Source organism: Nocardioides sp. BGA-UO-ETr-FS32 (assembly GCF_059567905.1).
The window spans coordinates 471,054-486,343 of the sequence record NZ_JCAQOX010000017.1; the positions used below are offsets into that span (position 1 = coordinate 471,054).

13 protein-coding genes are annotated in these 15,290 nt (G+C 71.3%); 5 read left to right on the forward strand and 8 right to left on the reverse strand.

The genetic code is table 11. The features are described from left to right. Positions 1 to 79 precede the first annotated feature (79 nt). Both AC57BS_RS22425 and AC57BS_RS22430 read left to right on the forward strand, forming a co-directional pair. Positions 80 to 769 (forward strand): NAD-dependent deacylase, encoded by a 690-nt coding sequence (locus tag AC57BS_RS22425; protein ID WP_496413661.1) that lies wholly within the window; start codon positions 80 to 82, stop codon positions 767 to 769. A 69-nt stretch (positions 770 to 838) separates the two neighbouring features. Then, positions 839 to 1,588: a hypothetical protein gene (locus tag AC57BS_RS22430; protein WP_496413662.1), complete on the forward strand. Its 750-nt coding sequence runs from the start codon at positions 839 to 841 to the stop codon at positions 1,586 to 1,588. 6 nt (positions 1,589 to 1,594) lie between these two features. Here AC57BS_RS22430 and AC57BS_RS22435 read toward each other — a convergent pair whose 3' ends face one another. Next, complete coding sequence (locus AC57BS_RS22435; RefSeq protein WP_496413663.1) at positions 1,595 to 3,436, reverse strand: sensor histidine kinase; 1,842 nt, start codon at positions 3,434 to 3,436, stop codon at positions 1,595 to 1,597. 115 nt (positions 3,437 to 3,551) lie between these two features. After that, positions 3,552 to 5,306 (reverse strand): sensor histidine kinase, encoded by a 1,755-nt coding sequence (locus tag AC57BS_RS22440; protein WP_496413664.1) that lies wholly within the window; start codon positions 5,304 to 5,306, stop codon positions 3,552 to 3,554. Between the two features lie 136 nt (positions 5,307 to 5,442). On the opposite strand from AC57BS_RS22440, the gene AC57BS_RS22445 reads away from it, so the two are divergent. The 3 genes from AC57BS_RS22445 (at position 5,443) to AC57BS_RS22455 (ending at position 8,053) form a co-directional block, all read left to right on the forward strand. Then, on the forward strand, positions 5,443 to 6,588 hold the full coding sequence (locus AC57BS_RS22445; protein ID WP_496413665.1) for an acyl-CoA dehydrogenase family protein: 1,146 nt from the start codon (positions 5,443 to 5,445) through the stop codon (positions 6,586 to 6,588). A 112-nt stretch (positions 6,589 to 6,700) separates the two neighbouring features. Beyond that, positions 6,701 to 7,255 carry an RNA 2',3'-cyclic phosphodiesterase gene (thpR, locus tag AC57BS_RS22450; protein ID WP_496413666.1) on the forward strand — a complete coding sequence of 185 codons (555 nt, stop codon included), beginning with the start codon at positions 6,701 to 6,703 and terminating at the stop codon, positions 7,253 to 7,255. 66 nt (positions 7,256 to 7,321) lie between these two features. Further along, positions 7,322 to 8,053, forward strand: coding sequence for a VIT1/CCC1 transporter family protein (locus tag AC57BS_RS22455; protein WP_496413667.1), 732 nt, complete (start codon positions 7,322 to 7,324; stop codon positions 8,051 to 8,053). Between the two features lie 84 nt (positions 8,054 to 8,137). On the opposite strand, the gene AC57BS_RS22460 is transcribed toward AC57BS_RS22455, so the two are convergent. The 6 genes from AC57BS_RS22460 to AC57BS_RS22485 form a co-directional block, all read right to left on the reverse strand. After that, positions 8,138 to 8,434, reverse strand: coding sequence for a hypothetical protein (locus tag AC57BS_RS22460; RefSeq protein WP_496413668.1), 297 nt, complete (start codon positions 8,432 to 8,434; stop codon positions 8,138 to 8,140). A gap of 27 nt (positions 8,435 to 8,461) precedes the next feature. After that, complete coding sequence (locus AC57BS_RS22465) at positions 8,462 to 9,325, reverse strand: phosphotransferase family protein (protein WP_496413669.1); 864 nt, start codon at positions 9,323 to 9,325, stop codon at positions 8,462 to 8,464. 26 nt (positions 9,326 to 9,351) lie between these two features. Further along, the gene (locus AC57BS_RS22470) at positions 9,352 to 11,241 is read right to left on the reverse strand and encodes a glycoside hydrolase family 13 protein (protein WP_496413670.1); all 1,890 of its coding nucleotides are present in this window, start codon (positions 11,239 to 11,241) and stop codon (positions 9,352 to 9,354) included. 5 nt (positions 11,242 to 11,246) lie between these two features. After that, on the reverse strand, positions 11,247 to 12,188 hold the full coding sequence (locus tag AC57BS_RS22475) for a sugar ABC transporter permease (RefSeq protein ID WP_496413671.1): 942 nt from the start codon (positions 12,186 to 12,188) through the stop codon (positions 11,247 to 11,249). 1 nt (position 12,189) lies between these two features. Next, positions 12,190 to 13,815 (reverse strand): ABC transporter permease subunit, encoded by a 1,626-nt coding sequence (locus tag AC57BS_RS22480; RefSeq protein ID WP_496413672.1) that lies wholly within the window; start codon positions 13,813 to 13,815, stop codon positions 12,190 to 12,192. 129 nt (positions 13,816 to 13,944) lie between these two features. Beyond that, positions 13,945 to 15,231, reverse strand: a complete 1,287-nt coding sequence (locus tag AC57BS_RS22485) for a sugar ABC transporter substrate-binding protein (RefSeq protein ID WP_496413673.1) — start codon at positions 15,229 to 15,231, stop codon at positions 13,945 to 13,947. Positions 15,232 to 15,290: the final 59 nt, after the last annotated feature.

Genomic DNA, 15,290 nt, shown 5'->3' on the forward strand with positions numbered 1-15,290 from the left:
GCCCGCCTGTCTACCGGAGTCGCGGCGCCACCTCCATGTGCGCGCACCCCTACGGGTGACGGGCTGGTAGGACTGGGGCATGTCCCGCCACCAGAGGATCGTCGTGCTCACCGGCGCCGGCATCTCCGCCGAGAGCGGGCTCACCACGTTCCGCGACTCCGGCGGCCTGTGGGAGGGCCACGACCCGATGCAGGTCGCCACCCCGGAGGCGTACGCCCACGACCCGCACCTGGTGCAGCGGTTCTACGACGCCCGGCGAGCCGCCCTCTCCCGGGTGGAGCCCAACGCGGCCCACCACGCCCTCGTACGCCTCGAGGACGCCCTCGGCGACGACCTGCTGGTGGTCACGCAGAACGTCGACGACCTCCACGAGCGCGCCGGCTCGCGTCGGGTCCACCACATCCACGGCCGGTTGCAGTCCGCGTGGTGCACGGCCTGCGACGCACGGCACGCGTGGGACGGTCCGCTGGTCGACTCTCCGCCCTGCCCCGGGTGCGGGTCGGCGACCCTGCGCCCCGACGTCGTGTGGTTCGGGGAGGTCCCCTACGGCATGGACGTCGTCGAGCAGGCGCTGTGGGAGTGCGACCTGTTCGTCTCGATCGGCACCTCGGGCACGGTCTACCCGGCCGCCGCGTTCGTGCACTGGGCGAGGGGTCGCACCCTCGAGCTGAACCTCGAGCCCAGCTCCGGCGCCACCGACTTCGCCGAGTCCCGCCGCGGTCCGGCGAGCCGGCTCGTGCCGGAGTGGGTCGAGGAGCTGCTCGGCTGACTTGCGGCGATCGCCTGCGGCGCGCCGTGGTCCGTGATGAGATCGAGCGGCTCAGGACGAGGGGGACCCATGCGCGTGATCCGAGGGGTGGCCGCGACCGTGGCGCTGGTGGCGACCACCGCCGGGTGCAGCGTGTACGAGGACTTCACCACCAGCGACTTCGCCCAGCAGGACGGGGACGCGATCGTCGTCGCCGCCAGCGAGGCGATGCTGGAGGTGACGAGCCTGCGGATGACCGGGCAGGTGCGCGACGGCGGCGAGCAGTTCTTCGTCGACCTCAGCATGGACCGTGACGACCGGTGCGCCGGCACGCTGCGGGTGGGCGGCAGCCACCTCGACATCCGTCGCATCGGCAACCGGGCCTGGGTCAAGGGCGAGGCCGGCGCCTTCAACCGCCTCGGCGGCGGGTCCGTGCCCCGGCAGGTGCTCGACCGCCTCAGCAGCTCGTGGTTGCAGCTCGACGGCCGTACCGCGACGCGGCTCTGCGACTTCGACGCGCTGCTCGCGACCTTCGAGGTCGTCGACTTCGGCCAGGAGGACGGCGCCGGCAAGGGCCGCTCGAAGCGGGACGAGGTCGACGACCCGGTCCCCGCGAGCGTCGTGGAGGAGACCACCATCGACGGCCACAAGGCCGTGCAGCTCACCGCCTCCCCCGGCGGTGCCCACGACGAGAACACCTGGGTGCTCAGCGAGGCGCCGCACCACGTCGTGAAGCTGGAGTCCACCTCCATGCAGGACGGCGGCACCCTCTCGTTCTCGGAGTTCGACGTCGACGTCGAGGTCGAGGCGCCTCCCCGCAAGGACGTCATCCGTCCCTGACCGGCCTCAGGAACCGACGACCCAGCTCGTCGAGTCGCGTGGCGACGGGTCGTCGTCCGGCTCGCCGGAGCTGAGCGGGCGGAAGTGCAGGCGTACGCAGGTGCCGCGCCCGAGCGTCGACTCCACCTCGACCCTGCCGCCGTGGCGCTGCATGATCTCCCGGACGATGCCGAGGCCCAGCCCGGTGCCCGGGCGCATCAGCGCCTCCTCGTTGGTCGAGCGGAACAGCGGCGCGAACAGGTTGGCCTGGTCGGAGTCGGAGATGCCGATGCCCTCGTCCTTGCAGGCGAAGGACAGGCCACCGTCGGCACGCCGCTCGATGCCGATCCAGATCTCGTTGCCGGGGTTGGAGTACTTGACCGCGTTGTCGACGAGGTTGGTGACGGCGCTGGCGATCTCGCGCGGGTCGGCGAGGACCACCGCCTCGCCGAGGTCGCCGACCAGGTGCAGCGTGACGCCGACGCGCTCGGCCACCGCGGTCATCGCCGACAGCGTCTCCTCGACGATCGGGACGAGGTCGGTGTGCTGCATGGCCGGCGGGGACTGCGGGTCGCTGACGCGGGAGAGCATCGCGAGCCCCTGCAGCAGGTCGCCCAGGCGCTCGCTGCCGCGCAGGATGGCCTGGGCGCGCTTGAGGTCGCGCTCGTCGACGAACTCGCTCGCGGCGAGGAACTCGGCGTTGGCGGCGATCACCGTCATCGGGTTGTTGATCTCGTGCGTCAGCTCGCGAAGGAAGCGGTGCCGCGACTCCTCGAGCTCGCGCAGCTCGCCGAGCAGGCGCCGCTCGCGCTGGGTGGCGTGGGCGTTGGCGATGGCGCGGCCCAGGTCGTGCCCGAGCTCGAGGGCGGCGACCCCCTCGCCGTCGGTCCAGCGCCGTGACCCGGTGCGGCGCGCGCACATCAGCATGCCGAGCACCTCGTCGTCGACGCCGACGGGCGCCACGACGACCGCCTCGAAGCCGGCGGCACGCAGCGCGTCGCTGAACCACGGCGCGTACGCCGCCAGCTCCGCGTCGCCCCAGACGTTCTCCGGCTCGATGACCAGCACGTGCTGGCCGACCCAGGCTCGTGCGGCCGCCTCGTCGAGCGCGCGGCGCACCTCGGGCGCCACCTGGAGGCCGAGGCTGTCGGGGGCCTCGACGTCCTCGTCGATGAACACGCGGATCTCGAGCTCGTCGACCGACAGCGCCCCGAGCAGGGTGGAGCGGGCCTCGCGCAGGAGGTGCCCGACGTCGTGGCGGGCCGGGTCGGAGCGGGCCAGGCGGCGCGTGGCACGGATGACCCGCATGTGGTCGGCGTACTCCTCGCGCTCGATCGCGGTGAGCACCGAGTTGAGAGTCATCGCCAGCTCGTCGGAGACCTCGAGGAGCCGCTCCTTGTCGGGACGCCGCGAGTCGACGGGGACGTCGAGGTAGAGCAGGGCACGGAGGTCGCCGCGCTCGTCGAGGATCCGGGCGACCAGCATGTCCATCGGGTGCCAGTCGCCGACCTCGCCGGTGACCGGGATGTCGGGGACGACGATCACGCCGTCCATCTGCTCGCGCAGCTCGTCGGAGAAGTTCTCCTCCGGGACCCAGATGAAGAGCCCGAACGGCTCACCGACGGCGAAGACCTGCTGCATGTCGGACAGCCGCGAGGCGGTGCCGAGCCGCTCCGCGGCGCTGGTCATGTCGCCGTAGATAGCGACGAACTCGAGCAGGCCCTTGGGGCGGACCACCTCGATGGCGCAGACGCGGAAGCCGGCGCGGGTGGCGGCGTCCCGGGCGAGGGCGTGCATCAGCGCGCGGGCGCGTGCATCACCCCAGCTCAGGTCGCGCGTCCTGCGCTCCCCCTTCTGCCCCTGTTCCATGGCGCACTCGTCCTCCCCACCCGCCACTGGGATGGTAGGCGCGGGGCCAAGCGGCCGGGCGGGTTTCCGCAGGTCTTGACCCCGGCTGTGGACGAACTGTTGCCCGGTGCTGTGCTCAGCCCACCTCAGCGGGTGGGGCGAGCGGGAGCCACACGGTGAAGGTGGTCCCCTCGCCGACCTCCGAGGTCAGCCGGACGGTGCCGTGGTGAGCGGTCACCACCCGATCGATGATCGCCAGGCCCAGACCGGTGCCGGGGCGCCTGCGCGCCTCCGCGCTGCCGGAGCGGAAGAACGGCGTGAAGACCTTGTCGACCTCGTGGGCGGGGATCCCGATGCCGGTGTCGGCGCACGTGACCCGTACGCCGTCGACCCCGTCGGCCGCCGTGCGCGCGACGTCCACGCTCACCCGTCCCCCCGACTCGGTGTACTTGAACGCGTTGGAGAGCAGGTTGGTGACCATGCGCTGGAGCGCGGCGGGCTCACCGGTGAGGACGAGGTCGTCGGCGACCGCGAGCCGCAACTCGACCCCCGACAGGGTCGCCATCGGCGCGAGGAACTCCGCGCACTCGTGGACCAGGGCGGAGAGGTCCACCTCGGTCGTCGAGGTGCCGGCCTCCGGGTCGCTGACCGAGGCGAGCGCCATCAGGTCCTCGACCATGTCCTCGATGCGCCGCGCGGCCCGACCGAGCGCATCGAGGGACTCGCGCGCGTCCTGGGCCGGTGACTCCTCGTCGAGCAGCTCGAGGTGGGTGAAGAGGACGCTGACGGGGTTGCGCAGCTCGTGGGCGAGGGTCAGGACCATGTCGCGGCGGTAGTCGCTGACCCCGCGCAGCTCGGCGTTGAGCGCACGCTCACGCTCGCCCAGGCGGGCCTCGAGGAGCAGCCGGGCCAGGTCGGCCGCCACCACGGTGACGGCGTTGATCTCCGAGGCGATCCAGCGCGGCGCGTCGGCCGCGCGGCCCATCGCCAGTGTGCCGAGGTACTCCTCGCCTGCCCCGATCGGGACGAGGAGACCGGACCCGAGGTCGTAGGTGTCGAGCATCCGGGTGAGCGACGGCGGGGTCTCCACCGACTCCTCCTGCATGCTCCAGGTCCGCTCGCGCTCGACCACGACGTGGCCGCGCCGGTCCCACTGGCGTCGCATCACCTCGCCCATGTGGTGCCGGTCGTCCTCGAGGCCCGGGACGACCGAGCCGGCCACGACCACGTCGACGGTGGCCAGGTCGAGGGCCTCGCCCAGGGCACGCGACAGCTCGGCCACCAGCTCCTCGACGCCCAGGCCGGGTCGTACGGTGTCGATGGCGCGACGCGCCGCGGTGACCATGCGGACCTGCTCGCCGTAGAGCTCGCGCTCGACGATGCTGACGATCGCCTCGAACAGCACCCCCGCCTCGGCGTTGATCGCCGCCACGACCCCGGGCGTCGGACGCAGGCCGGAATGGGGCTCGTCGAGGTAGAGCAGCCCGCGCAGCTCGCCGTCCTCGTTCTCCAGCAGGCGCACCAGCTGGTCGTCGGGGTCCCACCCGTTGGGCAGCCCCGAGGCAGGCGTGTCCGGCTTGTGGCCGTACTCGTCGAGGAACGCGCGGGTGACGTCGTCGAGGCGCTCGCTGGGGATGTGCCGCCAGCCGTCCATCTCCTGCCCGAGGGCATGGATGTGGTCGAGTGCCAGCGGTGAGGCCTGCCCGAGCATCTTGTCGCGGGCCGCGTCGTCGCCGGCGATCGCGACGAACTCGAGGAAGCCGTCGGAGCGCAGGGCCTCGATGGCCACGACCTTGTGCTGGGTGCGCTTGGCGATGTCCTCGGCGACGGCGTGGAGGACCGCACGCTGGGCCTCGTTGCCCCACGCCTGCCCGCGTGGACGCGCCCACACCCCGTCGTCGTCCCTGACCAGTGTGATCGCCCCCTCACGAGTCCGACGTCGCGACGGTACGCCCAATCCGGCCCGCCCGTGGCCCTCTTCGGCATGATGGGTCGCGGCTTGGTGACTCGCGGGTAACATAGGCCGCATGAAGCGTGAGATCTACGACGAGGACCACGAGGCCTTCCGCGCCTCGGTCAAGCAGTTCCTGGACCGCGAGGTCACCCCGCACCTCGAGACGTACGCCGACAACCACGGCCTCGACCGCGACTTCTGGCTGGCCGCCGGCAAGCAGGGCTTCCTCGGCCTCGAGATCCCCGACGAGTTCGGCGGCTCGGAGGCCGGCGACTACCGCTTCAACGCGGTGCTGACCGAGGAGCTGGCCAAGGTCAACATGACCCTGCCGAGCTGCGTCGGCATCCACGCCGACATCACGGTGCCGTACCTCGTCCACCTCACCGACGACGAGCAGAAGGCGCGCTGGCTGCCCGGCTGCGCGAGCGGCGAGATCGTCACCGCCATCGGCATGACCGAGCCCGGCGGCGGCTCCGACCTCGCCAACCTCAAGACCACCGCCGTGCGTGACGGCGACGACTGGATCATCAACGGGTCCAAGACCTTCATCACCAACGGCGGCTCCGCCGACATCGTCCTCGTGGCGGCGCGCACCGCCCCGGAGAAGAAGGCCAAGGGCATCTCGCTCTTCGCGGTCGACACCACCCTCGAGGGCTTCAGCGTCGGGCGCGTGCTCGACAAGGTCGGTCAGGACGAGTCCGACACCGCCGAGCTCGCCTTCGAGGACGTCCGCGTCTCCGGGGCCGACCTCGTCGGTCCGCTCGACACCGGCTTCATCTCGATGATGCAGTTCCTTCCGCAGGAGCGGCTCGGCTCGGCCATCACCAACCTGGCCCACGCCAAGCAGATCCTCGAGGAGACGGTCCAGTACGCCAAGGACCGCCAGGCCTTCGGGCAGCCGATCGGCGCCTTCCAGAACACCCAGTTCCTCCTCGCCGACCTGGTCACCCGCGTCGACGTGACCCAGGCCTTCGTCGACCAGTGCGTCATCGCGCACACCAAGAAGGAGCTGACCCCCGTCGACGCGGCCAAGGCCAAGTGGTGGACCTCGCAGGTCCAGAACGACGTCCTCGACCACTGCGTCCAGGTCCACGGCGGCTACGGCTACATGAACGAGTACCGCGTGGCCCGCGCCTGGCGCGACGCCCGGGTCACCAAGATCTGGGCCGGGTCCAACGAGATCATGAAGATGCTGATCGGGCGCGACCTCGGGCTCTGATGAGACGAGCAGCGACGCCCGAGGAACGAGGTCGGCGCGTGGGCTCGGCCAGGTCGAGTGGACCCGCGACTGAGGAACGAAGTCGCAGAAGGGCGTATCGAGACCGATGAGGATGTTCGTCGCCATCGTCCCGCCGGTCGAGGTCGTCGAGCACCTCGACGCCTTCCTGGACGTACGCCGGGAGGCTGCGGCCTTCCGCTGGTCGACGCCCGAGCAGTGGCACGTGACGCTGGCGTTCGCGGCGTCGGTGCCCGAGCGGTCGCTGGAGGAGCTCGACGAGCTGCTGGCGCACGCGGCCGCACGGCGGCAGTCGTTCGGGATGCGCGTCGCCGGAGGCGGTGCCTTCCCGCACCCCGACGCGGCACGCGTCCTCTGGGCCGGGCTGGAGCCCGACGACGACGCCGCGCTCGACCAGCTGGCCGCGGCCGCGCGGGCTGCGGTGTCCCGCGCCGGCGCCCGCGTCGACGGGCAGCGGTTCCACCCGCACCTGACCCTCGCGCGGCTCGGACGACCGGCCAACGTCAGCTCGTGGGTCCGGCTCCTCGACGCGTACGCCGACGCCCCGCGCTGGCAGGTCACCGAGCTCGCCCTCGTGGCGTCCCACCTGGGCGAGGGCCCGCGCCGGCGGCCACGCCACGAGGTCGTCGGGACGTACGCCCTCGGCTGAGCGTTGAGCGCTGAGCGCAGCCTCACCTTCGTTGCGACGCCCACCCCCGCGCGCGACGATGGTCCGGTGAGCCTGGAGATCGGAACCGACGAGGAGCCCCAGCACTTCCATGACGAGCTGGGCGACCATGTCGGCACGCGGCTGAACTGGCTGCGCGCCGCCGTCCTGGGTGCCAACGACGGCATCGTCTCGACCGCCGGCGTCGTGATGGGTGTCGCGGGCGCGACCGACGACAGCGGCACGATCGTGATCGCCGGCATCGCGGCCCTGACCGCCGGCGCGCTGAGCATGGGGGCGGGCGAGTACGTCTCGGTCAGCACCCAGCGCGACTCCGAGAAGTCGATCCTCCATCTCGAGGAGACCGAGCTGCAGCAGATGCCGGAGACCGAGGAGCGCGAGCTCGCCAAGATGTACGTCGAGAAGGGCCTCTCGGAGGAGACCGCCGCGCAGGTCGCGCGCGAGCTCACCGAGCACGACGCCCTGCGCGCCCACGCCGACATCGAGTTCGGCATCGACCCCGACAACCTCACCAACCCCTGGCACGCGGCGTGGGCCTCGATGCTCGCCTTCACCGTCGGCGCGCTGCTGCCGCTGCTGATCGTCGCCTTCGTGCCGCCCGGGACGCGGATCCTGGTCACCGTGCTGAGCGTGGTCGCTGCCCTCGCGCTCACCGGCTTCGTCAGCGCCAGGATCGGGCTCAGCCCCCGGCTGCCCGCGGTCCTGCGCAACGTCAGCGGCGGCGTGCTCGCGATGGGCGTCACCTACCTCATCGGCATGTACGCGGGCGTGCACCTCTGAGGTCCGGCCTCGGCGTTGACGCCTCGAGCATCCGCAGCTGCCGATGAGCGGGCTTCCACACGGGGTCACGGCGCGGGCCCGGGTTCATCCGTCCTTGAGTGAGCTCTCGCCCTTGCCGGTGATGGTCCACACCTGACCCGGGCACCACTTCTCGGTGAGCTCAGCGAACACAGTCCCGTCCTCGGCGGTGGCGGTGAGATCGCCGTCGCTGCAGTCGTTGATCGTGTAGCGCCACCGTCCACCGTCAGGGGGGATCACCTCGACGCTGTACAACGGCTGATCGGTCTCGTTGACGATGTCCAGCCCGCCCCCCAGACTCTCGCAGCCACTGGCAGGGAGGCACGCCACCGCCAAGCAGAGCAGCACCCTCTTCGATTGCATCCCGGCTCCTGCCGATCGAGTCGCGGGCTAGACGCCCGCCCAGGCGTCGACGAGGTCCAGGCACCAGTCCATGTGCCTGCCCGGGTGCCCGACGAGGCAGCTCGCCGTGACGAGGCCGTACGCCGCGCGGTAGAGCACCAGCACCGCGGGGTCGTGGCCGAAGCGGCGTACGGCGAGGTCGTCGAAGGCGGCCGTCGCCGCGGCGGCTCCGGGGCCGAACATGTCCTGCAGGCAGGCGGCCACCGCCGCGTCGAACGCGGGGTCGCCGACCGTGGAGACGTAGCCGAAGTCGAGCAGCCCGACCGGGCGGCCACCCTCGAGCAGGACGTGCACCGGACCCAGGTCGCCGTGCACGAGCCGCGGCGGCACGGCCGGCACCGCTCGGAGCGCCTCCGCCATCCGCTCGGCCACCCCGTCGGGCAGCAGGTCGCCGAGCAGCTCCGCGCGACGCAGCACCAGGTCGGCCAGGGAGATCGCGAACGGCACCGAAGGATCGAACGGCCGCTCGCCGTCCGGCACCGGCAGGACCGCCATGTCCGGGTGCACCGGGACGTGTGACAGACCGGCCAGCACCTCCACGACCGGCCCCGGTCCGGCGTCGGCCTCCGCGCGTCCCGGCAGCAGGGGGTGGACGGTGACCACGAGCCCGTCGACCTCGCCGACGTCGAGGATGCGGGGCACGGCCAGCTCGACGCCGGCCTCCATGAGACCGTCGTGGACCGCGTCGTAGAAGGCGCGCAGCCGGTCGACCTCGACGCGCGGACGCCGGTCCCACACCTTGACGACGCGCTCGTCGTCGAGGGCGGCCACCACGCCCTCCATGCCGCGCCCGACCTCGTGCGTGACGGGATAGCCGGCAGCACGCAGCCGCTCGAGCGGGTCGGTGCTCATCGGTCGGGTGCTCGTCGGTCGGGTGCTCACCCGACGATGTGCACGGAGACGCCCGGCCCGCCGGGGAGGGTGAGGGTGCCGCCGGCCACCTCGGCCGGGGAGCCCGCGAGGGTGGTGAGGGCGGTCTCGGGCCCCAGGGCGTGCGCGGGGAGGTCGACCGCGGCGCACGGGCGGCGTACGGCGTGGACGAGCACCGTCTGGTCGGGGTGCTCGCGCAGGAAGGTCATCGAGTCCTCCCCGGCGTGGAGCCACCGCATGCCGCCTCGGCGCAGCGCGACGTGCTCGCGGCGCAGCGCGATCCAGCGGCGGTAGGCCTCGAGGGTCGGCTGGTCCCAGGTCTCGGAGCGGTCCCAGGGGAAGGGCGTACGGGCGTGCTCGCCGTCGACCGCGGTCAGGCCCAGCTCGTCGCCCATGAAGACCACCGGCACGCCCGGCATGGTCATCTGCAGTGCCAGCCCGACCAGGTGCAGGTCGCGCCCGCGGCCGTCGAGGTCGACGCCGCCGTCGGTGCCGCCGCCGGTGACCGTACGGAACCGCGGGGTGTCGTGGGAGTCGAGGTGCATGGTGGAGCCCTGCCACGAGGTCCACGGGATCGACCCGTGCACCTCGCGCATGGTGGCGACCGCCGCCGAGGCAGGCAGGACGGGGATGTCGACGGGGAGGCCGAGGTAGTCGAGGCCGTGCGGCAAGCCCTCACCGCCGGGGGCACCGCCGTTGAGCCAGCACCACAGCGGGCGGGTGAACCCGGCGTAGTCCATGGTCCCGTGCCAGCCGGGGCCGGTGAGGTCGGCGGTCGCGTCGTGGCCGTGCTCGGCGAGCAGCCACGCGTCGGGCGACACGTCGTGGATCGTGCGGCGGATCTCCTGCGCGACCTGGTGGGCGAGGTCGTCACCGCCGAAGCGGCCGGTCATGTTGGCGACGTCGACGCGCCAGCCGTCCAGGCCGCGGCGCAGCCAGTGGGCGACCACGGAGTCGGGGCCGGCGTAGAGCCGGCGCGCCATCTCGGCCGACGTGTGGTCGAGCTTGGGCAGGCTCGGGATGTCGAGCCACGCGGCGTAGCCGTGCTCGTAGTCGTCGGAGAAGCGGTAGAAGGAGCGTTCCGGCGACGACGGGTCGGCGAGGGCCCGCTCGAACCAGTCGTGGTGCTCGCCGGTGTGGTTGGTGGTGAGGTCGCCGACCAGGCGCAGGCCGTGGTCGTGGACGGCATCGGCGAGGCGCTCGAGCGCCTCGTCGCCGCCGAGGAGCGGGTCGACGCGGTCGAAGGAGACGGCGTCGTAGCGGTGGGTGGACCACGCCTCGAAGACCGGGGTGAGGTAGAGCAGGGTCGCACCCAGCAGGTCGAGGTGGTCGAGGTGCTCGGCGACGCCGTCGAGCGTCCCGCCGTACCACTGGAACGGCACGTCCGGTCCCTTGTGCACCACCGGCTGGTCCCACTCGCACGGGATGGCCCAGTCCGGGACGGGGGCGCCGGTCTCGGTGCGGCCGAAGCGGTCGGGGAAGACCTGGTAGCCGATCTCGTCGGCGACCCAGTCGGGCAGCAGGTGGTCGGTGCTGATGCGGAAGTCGCCGGCGTCGGCGACGTCACGCGCGTGCACGCCGGTCGCGGTGAGCCAGCGGTAGTCCGCAGGCCCGCGCGAGACCAGGAAGCGGTAGGACGTCACCCGGTTGACCAGCAGCAGCCCGACCTCCCACCAGGTGCCGGCGGCGTCCTCGGAGACCTGCTCGGCGTTGCTGACCGCGGGCTCGCCGTCGCGTACGGCGCGCAGCACCACCCGGCTCGCCCCGGGCGATCCGTCCGCGGTGTGCGGCACGCGTACGCGCAGGGTCACCTCGTCGCCGAGGCGCGCGCCGGCGCCGTCGACGTACGTCGGGGAGCCGTCGTGGTGCGGGTCGAGCGGGTCGGGAGCTCCGGCCACGCGGATCAGCCCTTCACACCGCCGGCGGTGATGCCGCCGACGATGAACCGCTGGAGGTAGAGGAAGAGCAGCACCACGGGGATGGCGGTGAGGATCGAGCCGGCCGCGAAGACGCCGAGGTTGTTGGAACGATCGGCGTCGATGAGTCCGTAGAGACCGGTCGCGAGGGTCTTGTTGCCGGAGTCGCGCAGGAAGATCGAGGCCATCAGGAACTCGCCGATCACGCCGACGAAGACCAGCAGGCCGCAGACCGCGAGGATCGGCCGCACGAGGGGCAGGATGATACGGAAGAACACCTGCACGTGGCTGGCGCCGTCGATCATCGCGGCCTCGTCGAGCGACATCGGGATCGAGTCGAAGAAGCCCTTGATGAGCCAGACCTGGCCCAGCGAGCCGCCGCACATCATCAGGATGTAGCCGGCCAGGGTGTCCAGCCCGATCGCCGGGATGACCGCGCCGAGGTCGGTGAACATGAGGTAGAGCGCGACCGCGGCGAGGAACTGCGGGAACATCTGGATCAGCAGCAGGGCCAGGAGGCCGCCGCGGCGGCCCTTGAAGCGGAACCGGCTGAAGGCGTACGCCGCCAGCGCGCTGAACAGCAGCTGGACGAAGACCACGACCACGCACACGATGATGCTGTTGCGGGCCCACGTGCCGAAGGGCTGCTCGTCGAGGAGCTGGGTGAAGTTGGTCAGGCTGAAGGTCTGCGGGATCAGCGTGGACGTGACCACGTTGCCGAGCGGGTTGAGCGCGGCGGAGACCAGGTAGGAGACCGGGAAGAGCGCCCAGACGACCGCGATGACGCCGACGAGGTGGCGCCAGCCGATCTCGCGGAACCAGCGCCTGGCCCCCAGCTTGACCTTCGGAGCGGGGTCGCCGCCCCGCCGTCGACGCTTGCGGTCGGTGGCGAGGGTCGCGCCGGCGAGCGGTCCCTGGACATCGGTCATGTCAGTTCACATCCTCGAGCGAGCGGGTGGCACGGAACTGCAGCGCGGCGATGAGGCCGGTGACCACGAACAGCACCACCGAGACGGCGGCGGCGAACCCGATCTGCACGCCGCCCGCACCGAAGGCGAGGCGGTAGGTGTAGCTGATCAGGATGTCGGTGCCACCGGCGGTGGGGTTGTCGGGGGTGAAGGGCCCACCACCGGTGAGCAGGAAGATGGCGCCGAAGTTGTTGAAGTTGAAGGCGAACGTCGCGACGAGCAGGGGCGCCACGGTGACGAGCAGCAACGGCAGCGTGATCCGCCGGAAGCCGGCCAGGCCGCCCGCACCGTCGATGGTGGCAGCCTCCTTCAGCTCGTCCGGGATGGCCTGGAGGGCTCCGGTGCTGACCAGGAACATGTAGGGGAAGCCCATCCAGAGGTTGGTGAGCAGCACCGCGATCTTGGCCGTCGTGGCCCCGCCGAACCAGTTGATGTTGAGGCCGGTGATGTCGTTGATCAGGCCGAAGTCCTGGTTGTAGAAGCTCGACCACAGCAGCAACGAGATGAAGCCGGGGATCGCGTAGGGGAGGATCAGCAGCGCCCGGTAGACCTTCTGGCCGCGCACCCGCGGGTCGTTGAGCGCGATGGCGAAGAAGAGGCCGAGCAGGAAGGTGCCGATCACGGAGAACGTGGCGAAGACGACCGTCCACACGAAGATGCTGAAGAAGCTGCTGCTGATGCGGCTGTCGGTGAAGATCCGCTCGTAGTTGCGCCAGCCGACGTTGGCCGTCCACGACTGGTCGGAGAGGCGCTGCCCCTCCTCGTCGACGAAGAACTCCCGGTCGCCCTGCTGCTCGGCGGTGTAGACCGTGTCGCTGGTGGTGTCGGTGATGGTGTCGGCATCCTCGTCGTAGACGAGCGTCGGCGCGCCCTCGAAGGCCTCGCTAGTGCCGTCGCGCACGATGAAGTTGCCACTCTCCGTCGGCACGGCGATCTCGTCGAGCGCGTCGGCGGCGGCACTGATCTGGCGGATGTCGAGCACGGTGTAGCCGTCCACCGCCGTGACCCGGCCGTTGTCGACGGTGACGCCGCCGGGATCCTCCTCCAGCCCCTCCGGGGTGCCCTCGAAGACGGTCTCCGGGTCGTCCTGCGGGACGAGGAAGTAGGTGAAGGGCCCTGACTCGGGGTCACCGTCCGTGGCGATGGTGAGGTTGTACTGCGGCGAGTCGTCGGACCGCACGACCGACGAGCCGACGACCTGGTCGACGGTCGTCTGCTTGTCGTTGCGGGTGCCGTCGCCGTAGTTGGTGAACGACGTCTGCGCGGTCAGCACGATCGGGTAGACGACGAAGAGGGCGAGCATCAGCGTGCCGGGCACGAGGTACTTCGCCGGCAGCGCGCGCCCGGTGGCGTACGTCGCGACCAGGACCACGGTGATCGCCCAGATGCCGACGAGGAACGCCCAGGAGCGCTCGCCGACCAGGGCCGGCGTCAGCGCGATCGCGGTGCCGATGACGACGCCGAGGAAGAGGACCTTGACGAGAAGGGCGGGGATCCCGTCACGGCCGGGCTTGGTGAACCCGAAGCGGGACGACCCGTCCGCGTCGGGGTCCTTCTGGCTGTCGATCGTGTCGCGCAGGTCCGCCATGTCAGCTGCCCTTCAGGGTCCGAGCGGGGCCGGGTAGGACTGGTGGCCTCGTCGAGGCCGGGTGGAGCACGGAGGCTGGGCAGGGCCCCGGTGGGCGGCGACGGCCGCCCACCGGGGATCCCCCTGGGATCAGCCTGCGTCGGCGATGTTCTTGTTGATGGTGTCGCCGGCGGACTTGATCGTGGCGACCGGGTCCTTGCCGCTGACGATGGCGGAGTAGGCCTTGCCGAGCGGCTCCCACACCGAGGCCATGGCCGGGATGGCGGGCATCGGGGCGGCAGCGTTGGCAGCCTCGGTGAAGACGGTCAGGTCAGGGTCGTCGACCTGCTCCTGCACGGCGGTCATGGCGGGCGGGAGCTGGGTGCCCTCGAAGAGGGTCATCATCGACTCCTCGCTGTTGACGCCGTTGTTGACGAACTCCTGCGCGATGTCCTTGTTCTTGCCGTTGGCGGCGACCATGAAGGCCTGAGCTCCCATGAACGGCTCGGCGGCCTCCTGGCCCTCGAAGCCGGGGACGGGCTGGATGGCGTACTCGAAGCCGGCCTTCTTGACGTCGGCGAGGGCCCACGGGCCGGAGACGAGGAAGGCGGCCTTGCCGCTGGTGAACAGCGCGATCGAGTTGTCGCCGCTGATCGAGGTGCGCAGCACCTTGGCCTTGGCGAGGCGGGAGATCTCCTGGGCCGCCTTGACGGACCCCTCCTTGCCGATGCCGACGTCCTGGGCGTCGTAGCCGGTGCCCTCGTCGTAGGCGAAGATGTAGCCGCCGAACGAGGTCAGGATCGGCTCCATGTGGTAGGCGTCGCCGAGCTCGCCGACCGGGAGGTTGAGCGCGGAGTCGACGTCGCCGGCCTTGACGGCCTGCTCACCGGCGGCGATGGCCTCGTCCATGCTCGCCGGCTCGTCGGGGACGACGTCGGCGTTGCGGTAGAGGGCGAGCGCCTCGATGCCGTAGGGCACGCCGTAGAGCTTGCCGTCGTAGGTCGTGGCCTGCACGGCCTTCTCGGAGTAGCCGGACAGCTCGTCGGGGGTCAGGTTGAGCGGCTCGATCGCGCCGTTCTGCACCAGGTTGCCGATCCAGTCGTGGGCACCGACGACCACGTCGGGGCCGTTGCCGGCCGCGTCCGCGGTCACGAAGTTGCCCTGGAGGTCCTCGGAGATGGCCTGCACCTTGACGGTGATGCCGTTGGACTCGCCGAAGGACTCCGCGACCTCCTTCACGGCGTCGATCTTGAGCGAGTCGGTCCAGACGAGGAGGTCGGCGTCGCCGCCGCCGTCCCCGCCCTCGGCGCTCGGGCTCGAGGTGCTGTCGGAACCGGACGACTCGGAGCTCGAGCCGGAACCACCGCCACAGGCAGCGGCGGTCATGGCGAGCATCACCGCGGCCGCCGGGCCGAGGGTGCGGGCGAATCTGCGCATAGGTGAATCCTCTTCAGAAGGTGCGGCAGGTGTGAGGGTCGCCACACCGTAGCAGCGGA

Excerpts from the sequence above, each read along its gene's own strand:
- thpR (WP_496413666.1), top strand. The coding sequence starts at position 6,701 with ATGTTCGTCGCCATCGTCCCGCCGGTCGAGGTCGTCGAGCACCTCGAC.
- AC57BS_RS22445 (WP_496413665.1), top strand. The coding sequence starts at position 5,443 with ATGAAGCGTGAGATCTACGACGAGGACCACGAGGCCTTCCGCGCCTCG.
- AC57BS_RS22430 (WP_496413662.1), top strand. The coding sequence starts at position 839 with ATGCGCGTGATCCGAGGGGTGGCCGCGACCGTGGCGCTGGTGGCGACC.
- AC57BS_RS22485 (WP_496413673.1), bottom strand. The coding sequence starts at position 15,231 with ATGCGCAGATTCGCCCGCACCCTCGGCCCGGCGGCCGCGGTGATGCTC.
- AC57BS_RS22425 (WP_496413661.1), top strand. The coding sequence starts at position 80 with ATGTCCCGCCACCAGAGGATCGTCGTGCTCACCGGCGCCGGCATCTCC.
- AC57BS_RS22465 (WP_496413669.1), bottom strand. The coding sequence starts at position 9,325 with ATGAGCACCGACCCGCTCGAGCGGCTGCGTGCTGCCGGCTATCCCGTC.
- AC57BS_RS22480 (WP_496413672.1), bottom strand. The coding sequence starts at position 13,815 with ATGGCGGACCTGCGCGACACGATCGACAGCCAGAAGGACCCCGACGCG.
- AC57BS_RS22475 (WP_496413671.1), bottom strand. The coding sequence starts at position 12,188 with ATGACCGATGTCCAGGGACCGCTCGCCGGCGCGACCCTCGCCACCGAC.
- AC57BS_RS22435 (WP_496413663.1), bottom strand. The coding sequence starts at position 3,436 with ATGGAACAGGGGCAGAAGGGGGAGCGCAGGACGCGCGACCTGAGCTGG.
- AC57BS_RS22460 (WP_496413668.1), bottom strand. The coding sequence starts at position 8,434 with ATGCAATCGAAGAGGGTGCTGCTCTGCTTGGCGGTGGCGTGCCTCCCT.